This window comes from Acinetobacter seifertii, assembly GCF_000368065.1.
Classification (GTDB): Bacteria; Pseudomonadota; Gammaproteobacteria; order Pseudomonadales; family Moraxellaceae; genus Acinetobacter; species Acinetobacter seifertii.
In genome coordinates this window covers 1421433-1440114 of record NZ_KB851200.1, presented here as the reverse complement: position 1 = coordinate 1440114, position 18682 = coordinate 1421433, and the positions used below count along the sequence as shown (strand labels likewise).

The 18682-nt window shown below is 37.0% G+C and carries 17 protein-coding genes and 1 pseudogene; 3 read left to right on the top strand and 15 right to left on the bottom strand.

The genetic code is table 11. The annotated features are described in order from the left end of the window. Window positions 1-140 precede the first annotated feature (140 nt). The 13 genes and pseudogenes from F985_RS14220 to F985_RS14165 all read right to left on the bottom strand — a co-directional run bounded on the left by F985_RS14220 (window position 141) and on the right by F985_RS14165 (window position 11887). A complete protein-coding gene (locus tag F985_RS14220; RefSeq protein ID WP_004702044.1) occupies window positions 141-839 on the bottom strand; it encodes an SIR2 family NAD-dependent protein deacylase in 699 nt (232 codons plus the stop codon). Window positions 840-945: 106 nt separating this feature from the next. Next, window positions 946-1320, bottom strand: a complete 375-nt coding sequence (gene gcvH, locus F985_RS14215) for a glycine cleavage system protein GcvH (RefSeq protein ID WP_004702042.1) — start codon at window positions 1318-1320, stop codon at window positions 946-948. Between the two features lie 38 nt (window positions 1321-1358). Next, complete coding sequence (locus tag F985_RS14210) at window positions 1359-2384, bottom strand: AraC family transcriptional regulator (RefSeq protein ID WP_004702040.1); 1026 nt, start codon at window positions 2382-2384, stop codon at window positions 1359-1361. A gap of 108 nt (window positions 2385-2492) precedes the next feature. Then, window positions 2493-2933: a MaoC family dehydratase gene (locus F985_RS14205; RefSeq protein ID WP_004702038.1), complete on the bottom strand. Its 441-nt coding sequence runs from the start codon at window positions 2931-2933 to the stop codon at window positions 2493-2495. Beyond that, window positions 2933-4780 carry an ABC transporter ATP-binding protein gene (locus tag F985_RS14200; RefSeq protein WP_004702035.1) on the bottom strand — a complete coding sequence of 616 codons (1848 nt, stop codon included), beginning with the start codon at window positions 4778-4780 and terminating at the stop codon, window positions 2933-2935. The genes F985_RS14205 and F985_RS14200 overlap by 1 nt, the downstream gene beginning before the upstream one ends. A 374-nt stretch (window positions 4781-5154) precedes the next feature. Beyond that, window positions 5155-5691 (bottom strand): DUF2058 domain-containing protein, encoded by a 537-nt coding sequence (locus F985_RS14195; RefSeq protein ID WP_004702033.1) that lies wholly within the window; start codon window positions 5689-5691, stop codon window positions 5155-5157. Between the two features lie 3 nt (window positions 5692-5694). Further along, window positions 5695-6373, bottom strand: a pseudogene (locus F985_RS0104450) (YoaK family protein). A 5-nt stretch (window positions 6374-6378) separates the two neighbouring features. Continuing rightward, window positions 6379-7581, bottom strand: a complete 1203-nt coding sequence (gene sstT, locus F985_RS14190) for a serine/threonine transporter SstT (protein ID WP_004702029.1) — start codon at window positions 7579-7581, stop codon at window positions 6379-6381. A gap of 425 nt (window positions 7582-8006) precedes the next feature. After that, window positions 8007-8315 carry an ArsR/SmtB family transcription factor gene (locus F985_RS14185; RefSeq protein ID WP_004702027.1) on the bottom strand — a complete coding sequence of 103 codons (309 nt, stop codon included), beginning with the start codon at window positions 8313-8315 and terminating at the stop codon, window positions 8007-8009. A 474-nt stretch (window positions 8316-8789) separates the two neighbouring features. Then, a complete protein-coding gene (locus tag F985_RS14180) occupies window positions 8790-9356 on the bottom strand; it encodes a TetR/AcrR family transcriptional regulator (RefSeq protein ID WP_004702025.1) in 567 nt (188 codons plus the stop codon). 360 nt (window positions 9357-9716) lie between these two features. Next, window positions 9717-10880, bottom strand: coding sequence for a ribosomal protein uL16 3-hydroxylase (locus tag F985_RS14175; RefSeq protein WP_004702023.1), 1164 nt, complete (start codon window positions 10878-10880; stop codon window positions 9717-9719). A 30-nt stretch (window positions 10881-10910) separates the two neighbouring features. Next, a complete protein-coding gene (locus F985_RS14170) occupies window positions 10911-11504 on the bottom strand; it encodes a Maf family protein (protein ID WP_004702021.1) in 594 nt (197 codons plus the stop codon). Then, the gene (locus F985_RS14165; RefSeq protein WP_004702019.1) at window positions 11504-11887 is read right to left on the bottom strand and encodes a DUF2237 family protein; all 384 of its coding nucleotides are present in this window, start codon (window positions 11885-11887) and stop codon (window positions 11504-11506) included. The genes F985_RS14170 and F985_RS14165 overlap by 1 nt, the downstream gene beginning before the upstream one ends. Before the next feature lie 138 nt (window positions 11888-12025). Between F985_RS14165 and F985_RS14160 the strand changes: the two genes are divergently transcribed. From F985_RS14160 to fba, 3 genes are all read left to right on the top strand, one after another. Continuing rightward, complete coding sequence (locus tag F985_RS14160) at window positions 12026-13213, top strand: phosphoglycerate kinase (RefSeq protein WP_004702018.1); 1188 nt, start codon at window positions 12026-12028, stop codon at window positions 13211-13213. A gap of 123 nt (window positions 13214-13336) precedes the next feature. Beyond that, entirely contained in the window at window positions 13337-13579 is a 243-nt protein-coding gene (locus F985_RS14155; protein ID WP_004702017.1) for a hypothetical protein, read from the top strand. Between the two features lie 121 nt (window positions 13580-13700). Continuing rightward, window positions 13701-14738 (top strand): class II fructose-bisphosphate aldolase, encoded by a 1038-nt coding sequence (gene fba, locus F985_RS14150; RefSeq protein ID WP_004702014.1) that lies wholly within the window; start codon window positions 13701-13703, stop codon window positions 14736-14738. Window positions 14739-14858: 120 nt separating this feature from the next. Here fba and F985_RS14145 read toward each other — a convergent pair whose 3' ends face one another. Both F985_RS14145 and F985_RS14140 read right to left on the bottom strand, forming a co-directional pair. Then, window positions 14859-16169 (bottom strand): peptidylprolyl isomerase, encoded by a 1311-nt coding sequence (locus F985_RS14145; RefSeq protein ID WP_004702011.1) that lies wholly within the window; start codon window positions 16167-16169, stop codon window positions 14859-14861. Then, window positions 16169-18610: an LPS-assembly protein LptD gene (locus tag F985_RS14140; RefSeq protein ID WP_004702008.1), complete on the bottom strand. Its 2442-nt coding sequence runs from the start codon at window positions 18608-18610 to the stop codon at window positions 16169-16171. Before F985_RS14140 ends, F985_RS14145 begins: the two co-directional genes overlap by 1 nt. Between the last annotated feature and the right edge of the window lie 72 nt (window positions 18611-18682).

The window sequence follows — 18682 nt, the reverse complement described above, 5'->3', positions numbered from 1 at the left end:
AATAGCATTTTTGGTTACAAAATTAGCAATGACAATATATTCACTACAAGCAAAATTGATATGAGTTGAGTATTTTTAAATCAATTTTAGATGAAGAGACTACTCTAAAGACGAAATCTGCAGTAAAAACTATGAAAATATCAGTTCGTCAACTGATGAAATAGCTCTTTCATACCTTCTGTGGCTGTCATATTTAATAGTTTATATTGAGATGGAACACGAGAATGATCTGCTTGGGGATCTATATAGTAGGCTTCAGTGTAATTAGGAATTTCATGAACTAAAGCAGCAACAGGATAAACACTTAAGGTTGAACCAATAACAATGAAAATATCTGCTTCCTGTACTTGCTTGATGGCTTCTTCAAATGCTGGAACTGCTTCACCAAACCAAACTACATGAGGACGAAGTGGATAACCATTCGGGCAAAAGTCATGTTCTAAATCTAACTTCCAACCATTAATCTCATAAAACTGAGTTGTATATTGTGCATCTGGTCCCGAGCTTTTTGCTAGTCGAATATTACCATGTAGATGCAAGACGCTGTGGCTACCAGCACGCTCATGTAAATCATCAATATTTTGAGTAATAACCTGTACATCAAAATGAGCTTGTAGTTTGGCAATGTACTGATGAGCTTCATTTGGCTGAGCTTCTAAAATATTTTTACGGCGTTCGTTATAAAACCGTTGGACTAAAGCCGGGTTTTTGTTCCAAGCTTCTGGAGTGGCTACTTGTTGTATATCATAATTTTCCCATAGGCCATTACTGTCGCGAAAAGTACTAATTCCACTTTCTGCACTCATACCTGCACCAGAAAATACAACAAGTCTTGTCATGTCAGTGCTCCTATTCATCAGGCTTTATAGCTAATTTATACATATATAAAAAAACCAGTTTAAAAGTAAACTGGTTTTTATCAAATACTGAAAGCGTTGTTAACTTTTATAGACCAGCTTCATATTCTGCATTTGTTAACAGTTTTTCAACGTCTGCCATGTTGTTTGGCTTGATTTTATAAATCCAGCCCTTGCCGTATGGATCTTCATTTACGAAATCCGGATCATCTTCAAGGTCTGTATTTACTTCTACTACAGTCCCAGATACAGGGGCGTGTATATCAGAGGCCGTTTTAACTGATTCAACTACTCCAGCTTGTTCGCCAGCTGTTACTTTGCTGCCAACTTCCGGAGTTTCAACATACACCAAGTCTCCAAGTTCATCTTGTGCATGGTCAGTAATCCCTGTAATAACAAGATCACCTTCAATTTTTACCCACTCATGTGTACGTGCATACTTCAATTCTGAAGGGTGGTTCATGACAACTCCTTAAGCTTGTGTCCAATATTTTAATAACATTATAAATAGGGGTCTTTGCGCCAGTTGCTTGGACTACGGCCACTCCAGCGTTTAAAAGCACGGCTGAAATTTGCGACATCGGAGTAACCAAGTTCATCCGCAATTTGTTCAAGACTATAATCTGTACGTGAAAGTAATGAAGTCGCATGACGATATCTGACTTCATCTACTAATGTTGAAAATGATGTTCCTTCAGCAGCCAACTGTCGTTTTAAAGTACGATCCGACATATGTAGGTATTCTGCTACATTTTCTATGCTTAAGTAATGTTGTTCAGAATTACTTAAAATATCACGTACGCGCATTGCCAAACGGCGACGTTCGCCTAAAGCTGATAGTTCCGCTTCACATTGATTAATGGCGATTTGACTGGCGATTGGATCTGAATTAATTAATTTAAGACCTAAATATTTTTTATCAAAGCTAGAAATTAAATGAGGTTGATTAAAACGAATAGTGCTGCTTAATTTACTTTTATATTTATCAAAGCCTGCTGGTTCAGGAAAGTCTAAATCAACATCACCTGCTAAATCTTCGATACCTGTCATTGCTTTTGCCATCGTCATGATGCCAATCGTTAAGCCTAAAACAATTTCGGTGCGAAGTGGCTCTAATTCAATATCACATTGCAACTGTAATGTGGCTTTGGGGCCAAATGTAGAAAAATAGAGTTGTAGGAAGGGTAAGCGTAACTGGATAAAACGAGCAGCAAGAGCAATCGCTTCTGTAATATCCTTTGCTGTCATTATTGCGTAACCAATAAATCCATGAATCGAAATACGCATTTGGGTGCCAATATGATACCCCAATGTACTTTCACCAGTGAGATTTAAGGCATGTTTAACCAGTTCATTTGCTACAGGTGTTGAAATACGATACTCAGGATCTGCCAATTGCTCACTAGTAAGATAAAAAGGAGCAAATAAAGTCTCATCGTTGTATCCCCAACGTGAAACAACATCTAAAAGCAATAAGCCATAGACTCCTGGAATACCTTGATCTTGACGAGCTGAGGTAATTTTCATATGCGTTCCGTTGCTCTCATCAATTCTCTACGTGCATTTCTTACACATCTTGTCATGAAATATAATTTGAGTTTATAAAAACTGTTAGACAATCATATCAACGATTCATTAAACATTCTTTTTAAAGACAACGATTTTTGTCGTCGAAATAAGTAAAACATCCCCATGTTGATTTAAGGCTTGTGTAACGTAACTTACAATACCACGATCCAATTTTGTTTTGGATGGTGTATTGGCGGAAATTTCAGCTTCAACATGAATACGATCACCTGGTCGTGTTGGACGTGGCCACCGCAGACTAGACTCTGAACCCACTAGTCCGCCATGAATTGGCATACACTCTGTCCATAAGCGCATCGTAATTGCAGAAGTATGCCACCCACTAGCGGCAATACCTTTAAAGATAGGGTCTTCTTTGGCTAGCTCTTCATTTGTATGAAAAGGTTGGGGGTCATACTGGCTTGCAAACTGTTTAATTTCATCTAGTGTAATTTCATATTCACGACTAATAAAACGATCACCAACTTTTAAATCTTCTAAATAAAGCATTAATCTTGACCCTGTACTACTTTTTGCTCAATAAGAAAGCCACCAGTTTGACGTTTCCATAATTGTGCGTATATACCATTTTTGGCAATTAATTCTTCATGTGTACCTTGCTCTGCAATTTTACCTTCATCAAGAACAATTAAACGGTCCATTTGAGCAATGGTAGACAAACGGTGAGCAATAGCAATAACCGTTTTATCAACCATCAGGTCATTTAAACTAGACTGAATGGCTGCTTCAACTTCAGAGTCTAGTGCACTTGTTGCTTCATCTAATATTAAAATTGGTGCATCTTTTAGGAAAACACGTGCAATAGCGATACGTTGTCTTTGACCGCCTGAAAGTTTGACACCACGTTCACCAACTTGTGCTTCATAACCAGAACGACCCTTTAGGTCTACAAGCTGGGGAATAAACTCGGCTGCTTTAGCTTTATGAACAGCACTTTGCATATCGTGATCAGTTGCATCTGGACGACCATATTTAATGTTCTCGGCAACTGAGCGATGTAGGAGGGACGTGTCTTGAGTAACTAAAGCAATATTCGCTCTCAAACTATCTTGTGTAACATCTTCAATATTTTGTCCATCAATTAAAATTGCACCTTCTTTAAGATGATAGAAGTGTAAAAGTAATTGGATGAGAGTAGACTTACCTGCACCTGAGCGCCCAACAATACCGATCTTTTCACCTGCTTTAATATGTAGATTAAAGTGATCAATGACATTTTTATTGTTGTAGGCAAAAGTGACATCTTTAAATACGATTTCACCTTGTTTTACTGCAAGTGGTTTTGCTTCTGCTTTGTCTTGAATATTGATTTTTTTGCCGAGTGTTTGCATACCATCTTGAATGGTTCCAACATTTTCAAATAACGCGGACATATGCCACATCATAAACTCAGCCATACTATTAAGTTTTAAAATCATGGCTGTGGTTGCAGCAATAACACCTAAAGCCGCTAAACCTTGAGTCCATAACCAAACTGCTGTACCAATCACGCCTACAAATAAAACAGCAGAAAGCATATTAATACTAACTTCAAAAAGAGTACCTAAACGCATTTGCGCATAGACCGTTGTCATAAACTCTTTCATTGAGGCTTTTGCGTATTGGCTTTCACGGCCCGCATGGGCAAATAGTTTAACTGTTTGAATATTTGTATAGGCGTCAGTTACGCGGCCAGTCATTACGGCACGTGCATCGGCTTGTTGTTGTGACACTTTACTTAAACGCGGAATAAAGAACCAAGCACTTAATAAAAATAAGCCCAACCAAACCATAAGTGGAATAAGTAAAGTCGGTGAAATTGCACCAAGAACAATACTAACAGTAATAAAGTAAATGCTGACGTAAGCCAACATATCGCCCAGAATAATCCAGAATTCGCGAATGGCTAAAGCTGTTTGCATAACCTTTGCTGAAAGGCGACCTGCAAAATCATTATGGAAAAAATCTAGGCTTTGTTTTAATAAAAGATTGTGAAAGCGCCAACGTAAGCGCATTGGAAAAGTGCTATATAAAATCTGATGTTTTATAATAGATTGAATATTAACAAATAAAATATTAGCAAATAAGACACTTATTAAAATAAGGATATTTGAAGCATGTTGGCTTAAAAAACTTTCAGGTTGACTTTTACTTAACCAATCTACAAGTTGTCCAATTTTTGAAAAGAGTAATGCTTCAAATGTAGCTGCACCCGCTGTACAGATAACAAGAAGCAGTAAGTATGGACGTACGCCTTCAGTAGCTTGCCAAACAAATGGGAAAAAGCGTGTTGGTAAGGGCTCATCCAGACCTTTGGTTGGATAAGGATCGACAAGTTTTTCAAACCACTTCAGCATGAATGACTACCTTTATACATCAGCTAGTTTATTAAAATTCCGCAATTTAATTTTGCAATAAAGTCAGTTAGATCAAGCTCGACAAAGATGTTGATCTTTCGGATATGTGTGAAAACACATCAAAGTTTATGTTTTATATCTTTGGCTAAAACTGACATGATTTAGACAAGACATAAAGTTGGAATCGGGAAAAGCCTAAAAGGCATGGTAAAGACAAAATGTTTTATTCATTATATCGATAATAATAGATGAAGTGGTGAATGAATTTGACCAGAATGTAATTTTTATAGTTTTTTTTAATAATTGATAAAATATTAATAATTAATTTAAAAAGTATAAGCCTTTATCGCATAATTGATAAAGGCTTGAGAAAATTACCACATTAAGTCATCTGGAATAACATACGCTGCGTATGGATCTTCTTCGTCGGTGGTTTGTTCATTTTTCTCTGCATTATTAATCAAAATAAAGCCTTGCATCTTTTGATCAATCTTTTCAGCTAAAGCCTTTGGAAGGTAAGCATACTGATCTTGATCTTTAGCAATCACTAAGCTTCCTGTTACAAGGGCATTATAGACTTGCTGAGATAGGTAGACTTTTTTAACTTTATTTTCATCAATAAATTGATAAGCGACATCGCCAGCAAAATCAGTAATTTTATGTTGCTTAATCATTTGAATGATTGAAGCTTTCAATGCTTTTTCTTCAAGTTGTTGCTGTTTTTCTAAATTTAGAGCTTGATCTTTTGCTAGTTTCTCTTTTTGAGCTTTTTCAATATTTGCCTTAATTTCTGCCTCATTACTTTGGCCTGTACGTTGCTCGTGTTGAGCTTGTTTGGTTAGCTTTTTCGCTTTTTTATTATCAACTAAACCAGCTTTGAGTAACTGAGCTTGTAAGGCATTTTTAACCATGACTTAATCCGAATTTGAAGAAGAACTGTGAAAATAAACAACCCAATACGAGATACTGAGAGTTAAACTCAAAATTGCTGGAAGCAAAAATGCTTGCAATTTCAAGTAGGGGTGAACTAAAGCAGCAATTATACCACCAAGCAGAAAACCTGAAAAAATAAGTAGATGCAAAATTATACGACGGTTTTCAACTTTTAAACCACGTGCCATGTAACCAAGAGCAAGACCAAGGTCTGTCAAAACACCTGATAAATGAGTGGTCCGGATAATAGTACCTTTGTAATGGCTGACCATGGCATTTTTGTAATCCCATGGCGACACAAGCCCATAATAATCCATATTTGGGAAAATAAGGGAGTAATAGCCAACATAGAAAAATAAAGAGAGCAACTAAGCTTAAAGGAAGGCCATATCGACGGCCTAATTTAAAATGACTGTTACCTAAAATAAAGCCACTATAAAATGATCCACATACATAACACAGTATAACAAGTACTAAATATATGATGTGTTCAAATTGCCAGTTTACCAAACTCATCGCTAGCATACTGACATTACCTGTCATATGCGAAACTGACTGATGTAAAAGGGTGATTAGCCCTAATACATTAATCATTCCGGCATTTATTGCCAGTAAGAAGGCACCAATTTGGAACCAGTTTGGTAAACGTTGAAATGGCATGTTCTCTAAGAGGTTTGTTTGGAGCGAATATCAACTGCGGCTGTAAATAAAACATCAGTAGATGAGTTAAGAGCCGTTTCCGTTGAATCTTGTAATACACTAATAATCATACCTACCGCAACAACTTGCATTGCAATTTCTGATGAAATACCAAATAAACTACAAGCTACTGGAATTAAAAGTAGTGAACCGCCTGCAACACCAGATGCTCCACATGCTGAAACTGTAGCGACTACTGATAAAATAATCATAGTTGCTAAATCAACATGAATTCCTAATGTGTGTACAGTTGCTAACGTGAGTACTGTGATGGTCACAGCTGCACCGGCCATGTTAACAGTAGCACCTAAAGGAATAGAAACGCTTGCAGTAGATGGGTTAACGCCTAAACGCTCAGCTAAATCGAGGTTAACCGGAATGTTAGCTGCTGAACTACGTGTAAAGAATGCCGTAATACCACTTTCTTTTAAGCATTTAAAAACGAGTGGGTATGGGTTACCACGAATTGTTAAACCTACTAAAATTGGATTAACTACAAGAGCAACAAATAACATTGTTCCTAATAGGATTGCTAATAAGTGCGCATAACTTTCGAGTGTTGCTAAACCAGCATCGGCAAAAGTCACAGCTACTAAACCGAAAATACCTACAGGTGCAAATGCAATTACTTTATGAATAATGGCACTCACTGCATGTGAAACATCATGCATGACTTGTTTGGTTGTTTCCGAACTATGACGCATTGCTAAGCCAAGACCAATAGCCCACGCCAAAATACCAATAAAATTCGCTTCACTAATTGCTTGAACAGGGTTTGCAATAAAGCTTAAAAGCAAGTTCTTTAATATGTCTGCGAGGCTTCCAGGGGCTTGTAAATTGTTATGGCTAACGCTATTGAGATAAAGCGTACTTGGAAAAGACAAGCTAGCAACTACAGCACTAAAAGCAGCTAATAGCATGCCCACAACATAAAGTAATAAGACTGGACGTAAATTTGCACTATGACCTACTTGGAAATTGGCAATAGAAGAAAGAACCAATACAAAAACTAAAATAGGAGCAACTGATTTCAATGCTTTAATGAACAGTTCACCAAACAAGCTTAGATAGGGTGTAACGTTTGGAAATAATAGTGCAACGCCTATCCCTAAAACAATCGCAATAATAATTTTGGTGACTAAGCTTAATCGAGAAAAGAATTCAAGCATATAAAGGCCTTATTAACCTATTCGTGGCTAAAGGTTGAACAAGCGGAGTATTTTATACTTAAGTGATCGGAATCTTAAGCTTTTTTATAGCAACTAATTGGGTTTATAAGCTATGGTAATATTAAGTATATGTTTTTAAAATATTAAAATAATATTATTAAAGTGCCAAGAAAGATGTTTTGCTTACATTACAATCAATAAACCAATTATGTAGACTTGGCTATTTAGTAAATGAATGGTTGAAGATAAAAGATGTAAAAAGAAATAGAAGAGATTATTTTTGTTTTCAATAGATTTGAATACTAGAAAAACTACGCGAATTTTCAATCCTCTTTGCTGGAACAACTACACCCGCTACCAAGTTGAAAAATCGCATATTTCAGGAAATACATTAATATTATTATAATTTTATAAGTGCAGATCAGTTACTTTATGCAATATAACTGATAAAGCATATTTAAAATTGAATGCATCTTATCATCCTTTATAGAGTAGAAAATTTGTTTGCCATCACGACGGGTTGAAACAACATCACTTTTACGTAACATCATCAATTGTTGTGAAAGGGTGGGCTGGGTAATTTGTGTTTTGTCTTCGATCTGAGAGACATTCAACTCCTCATGAGCTAAGTGACATAAAATTAATAAACGGTCAGTGTTAGCTAAAGACTTTAATGTTCCTACGACAGAATCAGCCGCATTTTTCATTTCTTCAATTTGGAGTCCATCTTTCATACTTTATACCTATATCAATATGGCCGGCATAGTATAGATTGATCTTGCAGAAATGAATGTAGCAAAACTAATCAATCCAATTGTTTTTGTTGAAAAGGTTTATAAGTGTAATTGATAAATATATAGCATTATTAAGGTAAAACAAGAATTTGTAGTTGTTTTGTGTCAAAAGTGTTGCGTTGTGTGAGAAGCGTAATTGTTAAGTATAAATGAAACAAAGTTGAAGTAAACAATCCTTGTTTTAACTCTCATCAATAGTTAATTCTGATTTATGTCAAAAAAGTCGATAAAAAAAGATTGAGTTTTTACTTTTTAAAGATATAATGGATCGTGTACAGACAGGTCTGTATATTCTGGTTTGGAATCTTATTCCAAAAAGAAGTCTAACTCTAAACTAGAATGACTTTCAGACGCAGCGTGATGAATAAGAAGAAGATTCAACAACATAAGAAGAATAATATCACGCTTTATTTTTTAATGTGCAGTTTTTTCAAACTCAATTAATCTCTCCACACGTTTCCAGTAGTCATAAATTTTTACTGAACCATGTTCAACTTGAGCTTGAATGGTCATACCTTCTAAAATATTGACTAGAAGTAAAGCTAAAGGGCGGGACTCTTCAATTTTAAGTTCAATAAGAAGGTCTTGCATTAGCTGGGTCAACCATATTTTATATAAGGTTGCAGGTTGGTGAGTAGAAGGGTACTGTTTTAATACTTCTTCTAGGGCTTTTTGAAACATACACCCATTAAAATCATCACTATTAAACCAATTTGAATACCATAAAAATATTGCTTTAATACGAGCTAATGGATTGTTTTCATCTTCGTGGGAAATAGCAGCAGTAAGAGAATTTTGCAAAAGTGAGTTTCTCAACAATAAACACTCTTCAATAAGTTTCTCTTTTGAAGGAAAGTATTTATAAAATGTCATTTTTGCTACACCAGACTCACTGATGATACGATCTACTCCTATAGAATTATAACTATATGAGTTAAAAAGTCTTAAAGCAGTGGTAATGATGTCATCTTTTTTTGACATGTTTTGATAGCCTCACACAAATATTTTGCTCTTAGCCTAAATGGTGGAATGCATAAATAAAAAGCACGAACGCGCAATTTTACATTGTATTGATTGTTATTGATAGAAAAAAATACGTTTTTTGAAAACAATAAAAGATATAAAGCCAAATGCTCTAAATATAAATTTTATATTTATTAAAAAAAATTTCTATATTTTACAAAGTCTGTAATAGATCATTTTTTCACTTAGCAAGATTGATTTATACCATAAACGAATAACCATAAACATGGGTTTAAAGAATGGTATATTTAAACATGTATTTATAAAAGAAAAAAGGAGAAATTTATAAATTTCTCCTTTCGTGATGATTAGCTAATATTATTCCGCAGGAGGTAAAAGCATGATAATTGAATCATTTAATAATTGAACAATATTCTCTAAAATATCCGAACTGCTTAGTTTGTTATTGAAAGGAACACTTTTTCCGTCAGCTATAGCTTTAAGTTGAGTGGCAAAAGATTCCACAATTGGTAAATCTTCTCCATTACCCCAAAACTTTAAAACACCATTTTGTTCTTTATAAAGCAGGCGAGAAGCAGGTTCTAGTAATAATTCATAGCCTTCTGACAAAATAGCATTTAAATCTTCAATTTCAATTTCATCAGGTTCTGGAATATTGTCTGGATATTTAGGTTCAGTCATGTAGGCCATAATAGCAGCATCAAGTACTGATGAGTTTTGCAACTGAGCTAAAACCAAATCTCTTAAATAAGCTAATTCTTCTGGATTAATTTCACCAACTTGAGAAATATTCTTCCGAGCAATATCTACAACTGGGTTTTGTAGTAATTCATCGGTAGCAAATTGATCGCTAATTCTATCGATCATGCCTGAAATATTAGACATGCGAAAACCAAATGAGTAGGTTAAACACTCATCTTCTGCAACACCATAGTGAGATAATCCAGGTGGAACATATAAAAGGTCTCCAGGAGCCAAAACTTCATCAAAATGAACATCGATTTCAGATAAAAGCTTTAAAGGTTGATTGGGTACAAATTGAGTAGTTTCATCACACATTTGTCCGAGTTGCCAACAACGGTGGCCATGGCCCTGAACTAAGAATACGTCATAAAAGTCAAAATGTTTTCCGACTGAACCACCTTTAGGGGCATAAGAAACCATAATATCATCACGACGCCATTGGGGAATGAAAGGAAACTTCTTCCATAACTCGGCTAAATCAAATGAGTAATGATCAACTGCTTGTACTAAAAGCGTCCATAGTTTTGGGAGTTTTTGAAAGTCACCTTTTGTTAACGGCGATGATTTTAAATGCCATTCATTTGGGTTCTTATCTTTTTGACGGATAAGACGAGCACTGACATGATCTTCTACAGCAAGTTCTTTTACATCATTTGGCTCTAACATACCAATAATTTCAGGCATGGCATTGCGCACAAGTAATGGTTTTTTCTGCCAATATTCTGTTAGGAATTGTTCAGCAGTAATGCCGCCTAAAACGGTTAAAGGTTGTGTCATGGAGATAACCTATAAATAAGCTAATAAATATTAAGGAATTTGAAGTTCAAGCTGTCTTAAAATCTGACAAAGCTGAATCATGGGTAAACCCATTAAAGTGGTTTGATCTTGGCCTATCATTTTTTCAAATAGACTAATACCTAGACTTTCACACTTAAAACTTCCCGCACAATGGAAGGGTTTGTCTAACTCGATATATCTTTCGATTTCTAACTGGGTTAGATTGCGGAATTTAACTTGATAGTGATCAATAAGAGTGTGTTCAAAACCTTTTTCAAGGCACTGGACACTTAAAGCTGTACTAAAAAAGACTGTTTTACCAGAGTTGGCCGTTAATTGAGCTTTGGCATTTTCAAAGTTTAATGTCTTACCAATAAAATCATGAGGTGCATGTTCTCGCCATGCAACCTGATCTGATCCAATTACAATTGCTTGAGGATTCTGTTGAGCTATAAGCTGTGCTTTAGCAAATGCTAATCTTTTTGCTAAATCGTCGGCATGAGTCTCACCACAAGGGCTTTCATCAATATCTGGGCTAATACAGGTATATTCGAGTCTTAAACGATTCATCAAATCCTTACGCGTTTGACTACTCGATGCCAAGATAATTTTGGGTTGCTTCATCAAACTGCAAATTCCATTAACACATCTAAAGGAACATAGCTTAATACTGCTTGATGACAAGCGTGGAGTTTGATGGGAGGTGCTTGCCCAGCTTGATAAGCTTCAACCCAGCGAGTTACACAGATGCACCAGAAGTCGCCAGGCTGTAAACCCGGGAAGCCTGCCTCAGGTAGAGGGGTGATAAGATCATTTCCAATTTTTTGTGAAAAATTTAAAAACTCTGAAGTCATTTGGGCACATACAGTGTGTTGCCCAAGATCTGTTACCGCTGTATGACAAAAACCATTTCGAAAATAACCAGTAATAGGATCAAAACAACAGCTTGCTAAAGGTTCACCTAAAACATTTAAACGATTGATTTGTGGATCTGGATGAATAGACATAATGGATGAAATATTAGATTACTACCTCTATCATAATCAAAACTTTGGCTTTCTACAGCTTTTATGCAAAAAAACTAACCTTTTTTGATGTAATCATTTAAAATTGGCGCGTTTTTAAAATCATAAAGAGAGCTTTACATGAATTTTCAGCGTATGACTGACCTTAACTTAGCAGGTAAACGTGTACTTATTCGTGAAGATTTAAACGTTCCTGTTAAAAATGGCGTGATTACCAGCGATGCTCGTTTACGTGCAGCACTTCCAACAATAAAAGCTGCTTTAAAAAAAGGCGCTGCTGTAATGGTATTTTCGCATTTAGGTCGTCCTGTTGAAGGTGAGCCAAAGCCAGAACAATCACTTGCACCAGTTGCAGCATATTTAACTGAAGCATTAGGCCAAGAAGTTAAATTATTTACTGACTATCTTGATGGTGTAGAGGTTCAGGCTGGACAAGTGGTTTTGCTTGAAAATGTTCGTTTTAATGTGGGTGAAAAGAAGAACAATCCTGAACTTGCACAAAAGTATGCTGCTCTATGTGATGTATTTGTTATGGATGCATTTGGTACTGCTCACCGTGCGGAAGCTTCTACAGAAGGTGTTGCGCGTTTTGCTCCTGTTGCAGCTGCTGGCCCATTATTAGCTGCTGAATTAGATGCACTTGGTCGTGCAATGCAAACACCTGAAAAACCAATGGTTGCTATTGTTGCTGGTTCTAAAGTTTCAACAAAACTTGATGTTTTAAACTCATTGTCTACTATTTGTGATCAACTTATTGTTGGTGGTGGTATCGCAAACACTTTCTTAGCGGCAGCAGGTTACAACGTTGGTAAATCTTTATACGAAGCTGACTTGGTTGAAACTGCAAAACAAATTGCTGCTAAAGTAAGTGTTCCGCTTCCTACAGATGTTGTTGTTGCTGATGCATCTCAAATTAATTTTGAAGATTTCTTGGGTTCTTTAGCGGCAGCGGAAGCTGTTGTTAAGAAAGTTGAAGATGTAACATCAAACGATATGATTTTAGATGTTGGTCCTGAAACAGCTAAAGCTTTTGCAGAAATTTTGACTACTTCTAAAACAATTCTTTGGAATGGCCCAGTTGGTGTGTTTGAAGTTGATCAGTTTGGCGAAGGTACTAAAGCACTTTCTCTTGCTGTTGCTGAATCTGATGCATTCTCGATTGCTGGCGGTGGTGATACTCTTGCTGCGATCGATAAATATAATGTTGCTGACCAAATTGGCTATATTTCAACTGGTGGTGGCGCATTCCTTGAGTTCGTTGAAGGTAAAACTTTGCCAGCAGTTGCAGTTTTATTAGAACGTGCATAATAGATATATGCAAAAATAAGAAGGGGTTGGGTTCAACCCCTTTTTTTCATGGATAAGTCATTAAATTGTCATATTTTTGAAATAAAATAATGAGCACTAAATCACCAATTGTGGAAAATAGTGATGAATTTAAAACTTACCTTAGCTGCTTTGTTAATTGTTCCAGTGATGTTGACTGCTTGTGGCAAAAAAGAAGAGTCTTCTAAAGCAGGACAAGATGCTGCTTCTACAGCAGTTGCTGATAAAGTAACTCCTGAACAGCAAGCTACAATTGATTCGCTTGATAAGCCAGTTTTAGATGAAAAGAATACCGATGTGGTTGAAGGTAGCGCTTCTAGCGAGCCGGCTGCTTCAGAAACTCATTAATTTGTTGTATTTTGTTAAAAAGTCCCTGCAAATGCAGGGATTTTTTTTGAAATACTGTGATTTGTTGCTGAATTGAAATAAATGACAAGGTAGAATAAGCCGCACTACCTGGGAGGATATTATGGCACTCATTTCAATGCGCCAGCTCTTGGATCACGCTGCAGAACATAACTACGGCGTACCAGCATTTAACGTAAATAACTTAGAACAAATGCGTGCAATTATGCTTGCCGCGGATGCAACTAATTCACCTGTGATTGTTCAGGCATCAGCTGGAGCTCGCAAATATGCAGGCGCTCCATTCTTGCGCCATCTTATTTTGGCTGCAATTGAAGAATGGCCGCACATTCCGGTGGTAATGCACCAAGACCATGGTACAAGTCCTGAGATCTGTCAACGTTCAATTCAGCTTGGCTTTAGCTCTGTGATGATGGACGGTTCATTAGGTACAGATGGTAAAACACCTACATCTTACGAATACAACGTTGATGTAACTCGTAATGTTGTTGCTTTAGCACATGCATGTGGTGTTTCTGTTGAAGGTGAGATTGGCTGTTTAGGTAGCCTTGAAACTGGTATGGCTGGCGAAGAAGACGGTGTTGGTGCTGAAGGCGTACTTGATCACTCACAACTTCTTACTTCTGTTGAGGAAGCAACTCAGTTTGTTGCTGATACCAATGTAGATGCATTGGCGATTGCTGTAGGTACTTCACATGGTGCTTATAAGTTTACTCGTCCACCTACAGGCGATATCTTGGCAATTGACCGTATTAAAGAAATTCATGCGGCATTACCAAATACTCACCTTGTTATGCATGGTTCAAGCTCTGTACCACAAGAATGGTTGAAAGTAATCAATGAGTTCGGTGGTGATATTAAAGAGACTTATGGTGTGCCTGTTGAACAGCTTGTAGAAGCAATTAAACATGGTGTGCGTAAGATCAATATTGATACAGACTTACGTTTAGCATCTACTGGTGCAATTCGTCAGTTTATGGCTGAAAACCCAGCTGAATTTGATCCACGTAAATACTTTGCTAAAACTGTAGATTCAATGAAGCAAATTTGTATTGATCGTTATGAAGCGTTTGGTACAGCTGGTAATGCTGATAAGATCCGCCCAATTTCTTTAGAGAAAATGGTTGATCGCTATAAATAATTCCCGTTAGGGTTTGATTTGTAGAAACCGGTTATGTAAATAACCGGTTTTTTATTAGCTGGATTTTTATTCATAAAAAAACCTGTGATAAACACAGGTTTTAATAGCGGCGAGAAGAACTTACTTTGGTAAGTTTTTCTTGTCGAGGCTAGGATCTTTAATTTCTACATAGGCATTGGCACGTACTTCACGTAACCAGCTATCAACTTCTGTGTTGAATTGACGCTCACCTAGAATTTGACGTGCCATACGCTCTTGATATTCATGAGTCATATCTTTTTCGCGTTTGTCTGTCACTTGTAGGATATGCCAGCCAAATTGAGTTTGGAAAGGTTCACTAATTTGACCCACAGGAATTTCCTGCATTTTTTTATCAAACTCAGGAACCATCATACCTGGTGTAACCCAGCCTAAACTACCGCCATCACGTGCTGAACCTGTATCGTTTGAATAGGTTGCTGCAAGTGTAGCAAAATCTTGTCCTGCTTTTAATCGCTTGTAAATGCTATCAATAATTTGTTTCGCATTTTCAGGACTAACGACTTCAGACGGTTGAATAAGAATATGGCGAGTTTGATACTGTGTTACTAAAGCTTTTTGTTCATTTTGCTTACGTTCTAAAAGTTTTAGAACATGTACGCCATCACGTACAGAGATTAGATCAGTTGTTTGACCTTCTTGTAGCGGAGTAATGCGCGCAGCAAGTTCAGCTGGAATGTCAGAAAGAGGGCGGAACCCCATATCTGCACCTTCAACTTTCGCACTTGTAGTTGAAAGCTTTTTGAGTGCATTTAAGTCATTACTTTGAGCAAGCTTCGAACGAACTTCTTTGGCTACACTCTGAACTTCTTGAGGGTTGTCCCCAGAAATTCGCATGTGAATCACATGTACTTGATTGCCAAGAGCTGCTTGTCCCTGAGGTGACTTTAAGAAATTGTCTACATCTTGATCGCTAATTTTAATGCGAGACATTACTTGTTGTTGACGTAAGCGATTGATTGCTAAATCTTCACCAATACGGCTACGTAAATTTTCATAAGTACCTGGTGCAATAGCATCTAACTTTTGTTGAAAGGCTTCTAAACTTTTGCTACCAGATTGATTTGCTACTTTAAGTACTGCTTCATTTAGACTTTTCTCATCAGGCTTAATGCCATAACGTTTTACTTGTTCAAGGTGAGCTTGACGTAAGATAAGTTGATCTAAAACCTGAAACTGTAGGTATTGTTGAGGTGGTACTTCTTTTTTTTGTGCTTGCAATTCATGGGTGGCTTCAGCCATTCCTTGTTCAAGATCACTTTTTAAAATTACGCTATTGTCCACAATTGCCACAACTTCATCAGCGGGTTGGGCAAAACTATGCATTGATGAAGATATTAATACAGCAAGGGTTGTTGCTTTAAAAAACTGTTTAAGATGCTTTGTCTTCATTAACGTTGTGTCCAAGATTGATTAATTTTGTTAAAACCTAACACGCGATTTTCGAGTAAAGATGCAAGTTTATTGTTTAAACCGCCTAAACCTTTAAGGGTAATTTCAGCCATGATCGCACGTTTTTCACTAACATTCGAAGCTTTCGGATCATCTAGGTCGTTATAGTAAGATCGACCATAGACTGAGATACCCCAACAGCATGATTCGTAGTTAACACCGAGTAAAATTTCACGGGCAACATCATTATCGATGTCATATTGTACGTGGCCCATAATACGCCAATTGTCTTTAATTGGTTGTATAAACGATGCAACAACTTGATCGTAAGTATCTTGACGACCAGGAATGTCTTTGCGATAGAAGTAACCTAAGTTGTAAAGGTTGCCTTTGTCGCCTGTATAGTAAACTTGGAAGTCTCTCTGGGCGTTATCACCATTTGACATCCATGCTGAATTGGCTGCAATAGTAAAGTTTTGGTTAAGCTGACTCGTTAAGCTTACGACAGGACCAGTATTACGTTCGGTATCAATCTCATCTTGTTCGTTTAAAGTAACGCGGCGATCTTCAAAGTAATAACTTTGTCCTACACTTGCACGCAAACGTTCTAAACCTACCGTGTCAAAAAAACTATAACTTACACCTAGTGATAAGAAGTTGTTGTCTTCAAGGCGGTCATGACCATAGAAGCGGTATGGGTTAAAGAGTTGATCATAATTGACTGATGCTGAAGTTGAGTCGAAGTTTGGGTAACCGTCTTGGTTCTTGTAAGGCGCATACGCATAAAATGCACGAGGGGTAATCGTTTGTAGGTATTTACCTTCGCGTTCAAAAGTTAAACCACTGTCCAGAGTAAACTGAGGTACAACAACTGATTTAGATTCCGAACTTGCGTCTAGACCCTGTGAGGCAATACTGTCCTTATCATAGAATGTCTGGATGGAGCGTACAGAAACTTCAGGAATAACAAAGGCTGATGGTGTTCGATAGTTATAACGTGTTGCGAACTGGTTATAAATACGCGTACCACTACTTTCCTGAGCAGAACCGTCATTAATTGATTTTTTAAAGTATGCCGTATCGTTATTAAATTCGTATTGTAATCCTTGTGGGTTACCAGTGACATAATTTAATAAAAACTGTGGTAAACGTGCATAAGGTTTATTTGCATCTAAAATTGTTGGATCTAGTGTTTGGAAGTCTTCAACTTTAAGCTGCGCTTTTAAGCCAGGAATACCGTGCTGATAGTTAAGTTCCCAAGCTCTACGTAAATTTACATCGGTTTTAGAGTTTGGGCTGTTATCTAAATCAGCAAAATAATCTTTATCCGATGCATAACGATATTCAAGATTGGTTGACCACTGATCGTTAATATCCCAGTTATGAAGGAAGTTAAAGTTTTTACGATCTTGATCATCGTATTTTTTATCAGATGGAAGTATACCGCCCCATATTTGACCTGAACCGAAGCCATCAGTTAAATATCTAAACGAACCTTGCAACATTGCACCACGGTCTGCTAAATAACGTGGAGTCACGGTTGCATCATAATTAGGCGCAAGGTTTAAATAAACAGGTACAGAAAGTTCAACGCCACCATCGTTTGAGAAGCCAAATTGAGGGTTGAGGATACCCGTGGTTCGGCGGTCATCGATTGGAAAGTTGAAATATGGAACGGCAATAACAGGAACATCTTTAACATAGATTTTTGTTCCACGCGTAACGCCGCGACCAGTTTCCTGATTTAGCTCAATTTTATTGGCTTGGATCTTCCATGCAGGTTTTTGACCTGGAGGGCAAGTGGTATATGTTGCATCGTTAAGAACCATCACATTTGGAGAGGTTTTTTCGATTTTTCCAGCATGACCATGGGCATGTTGTTGTTCGGCAATATAAAAACTATTGTCTAAATTACCAGTCTGAGTCTTTAGATTGTAATCAATTTCGTCACTTTGAGAGAGTAAGCCACCTTGAGCCAACTGTACTCGGCCTTTTGCATGTGCAAATGTTTGAGTTTTATCAATGGTCACTTTGTCGGCACGAACCGTGCGACCTTCTTGATCAATTACCACATTTCCTTCTAACACCGAGTCGCCAGCAGGGTTGTAATGACCATAATCAGCCGTAACGACCGAAGTGGTTTTATCTGCATCTAACGCTTTGGTTTCAGGATTAATAGGGGTAATCCAAGTTCCTTGACAAAATGCCGAACTCAAATATTTATTATTGCGCAACTGCGCCTCAGGTGCAGATTTATCAACATAATATTGTTGAAAGAATTCCTGTCCTGGATAGGCTTCCTTAATACTCGCCTTAAGTTGATTATTGTCTATGTTGGAGACAACATCAGCTGACTCAGCATAACTTGATTGTATGGAGCCACTACATAAGAGCGTAAAAATAGCGGTCGCTAAAGGATTAAATTTAAACTGATGCTTCATTGTCTCATTAACCAAGTATGCTAATTCACAATTAATTATTGTCGCATCATAGAGAAAAAGTTTATAAGTGGC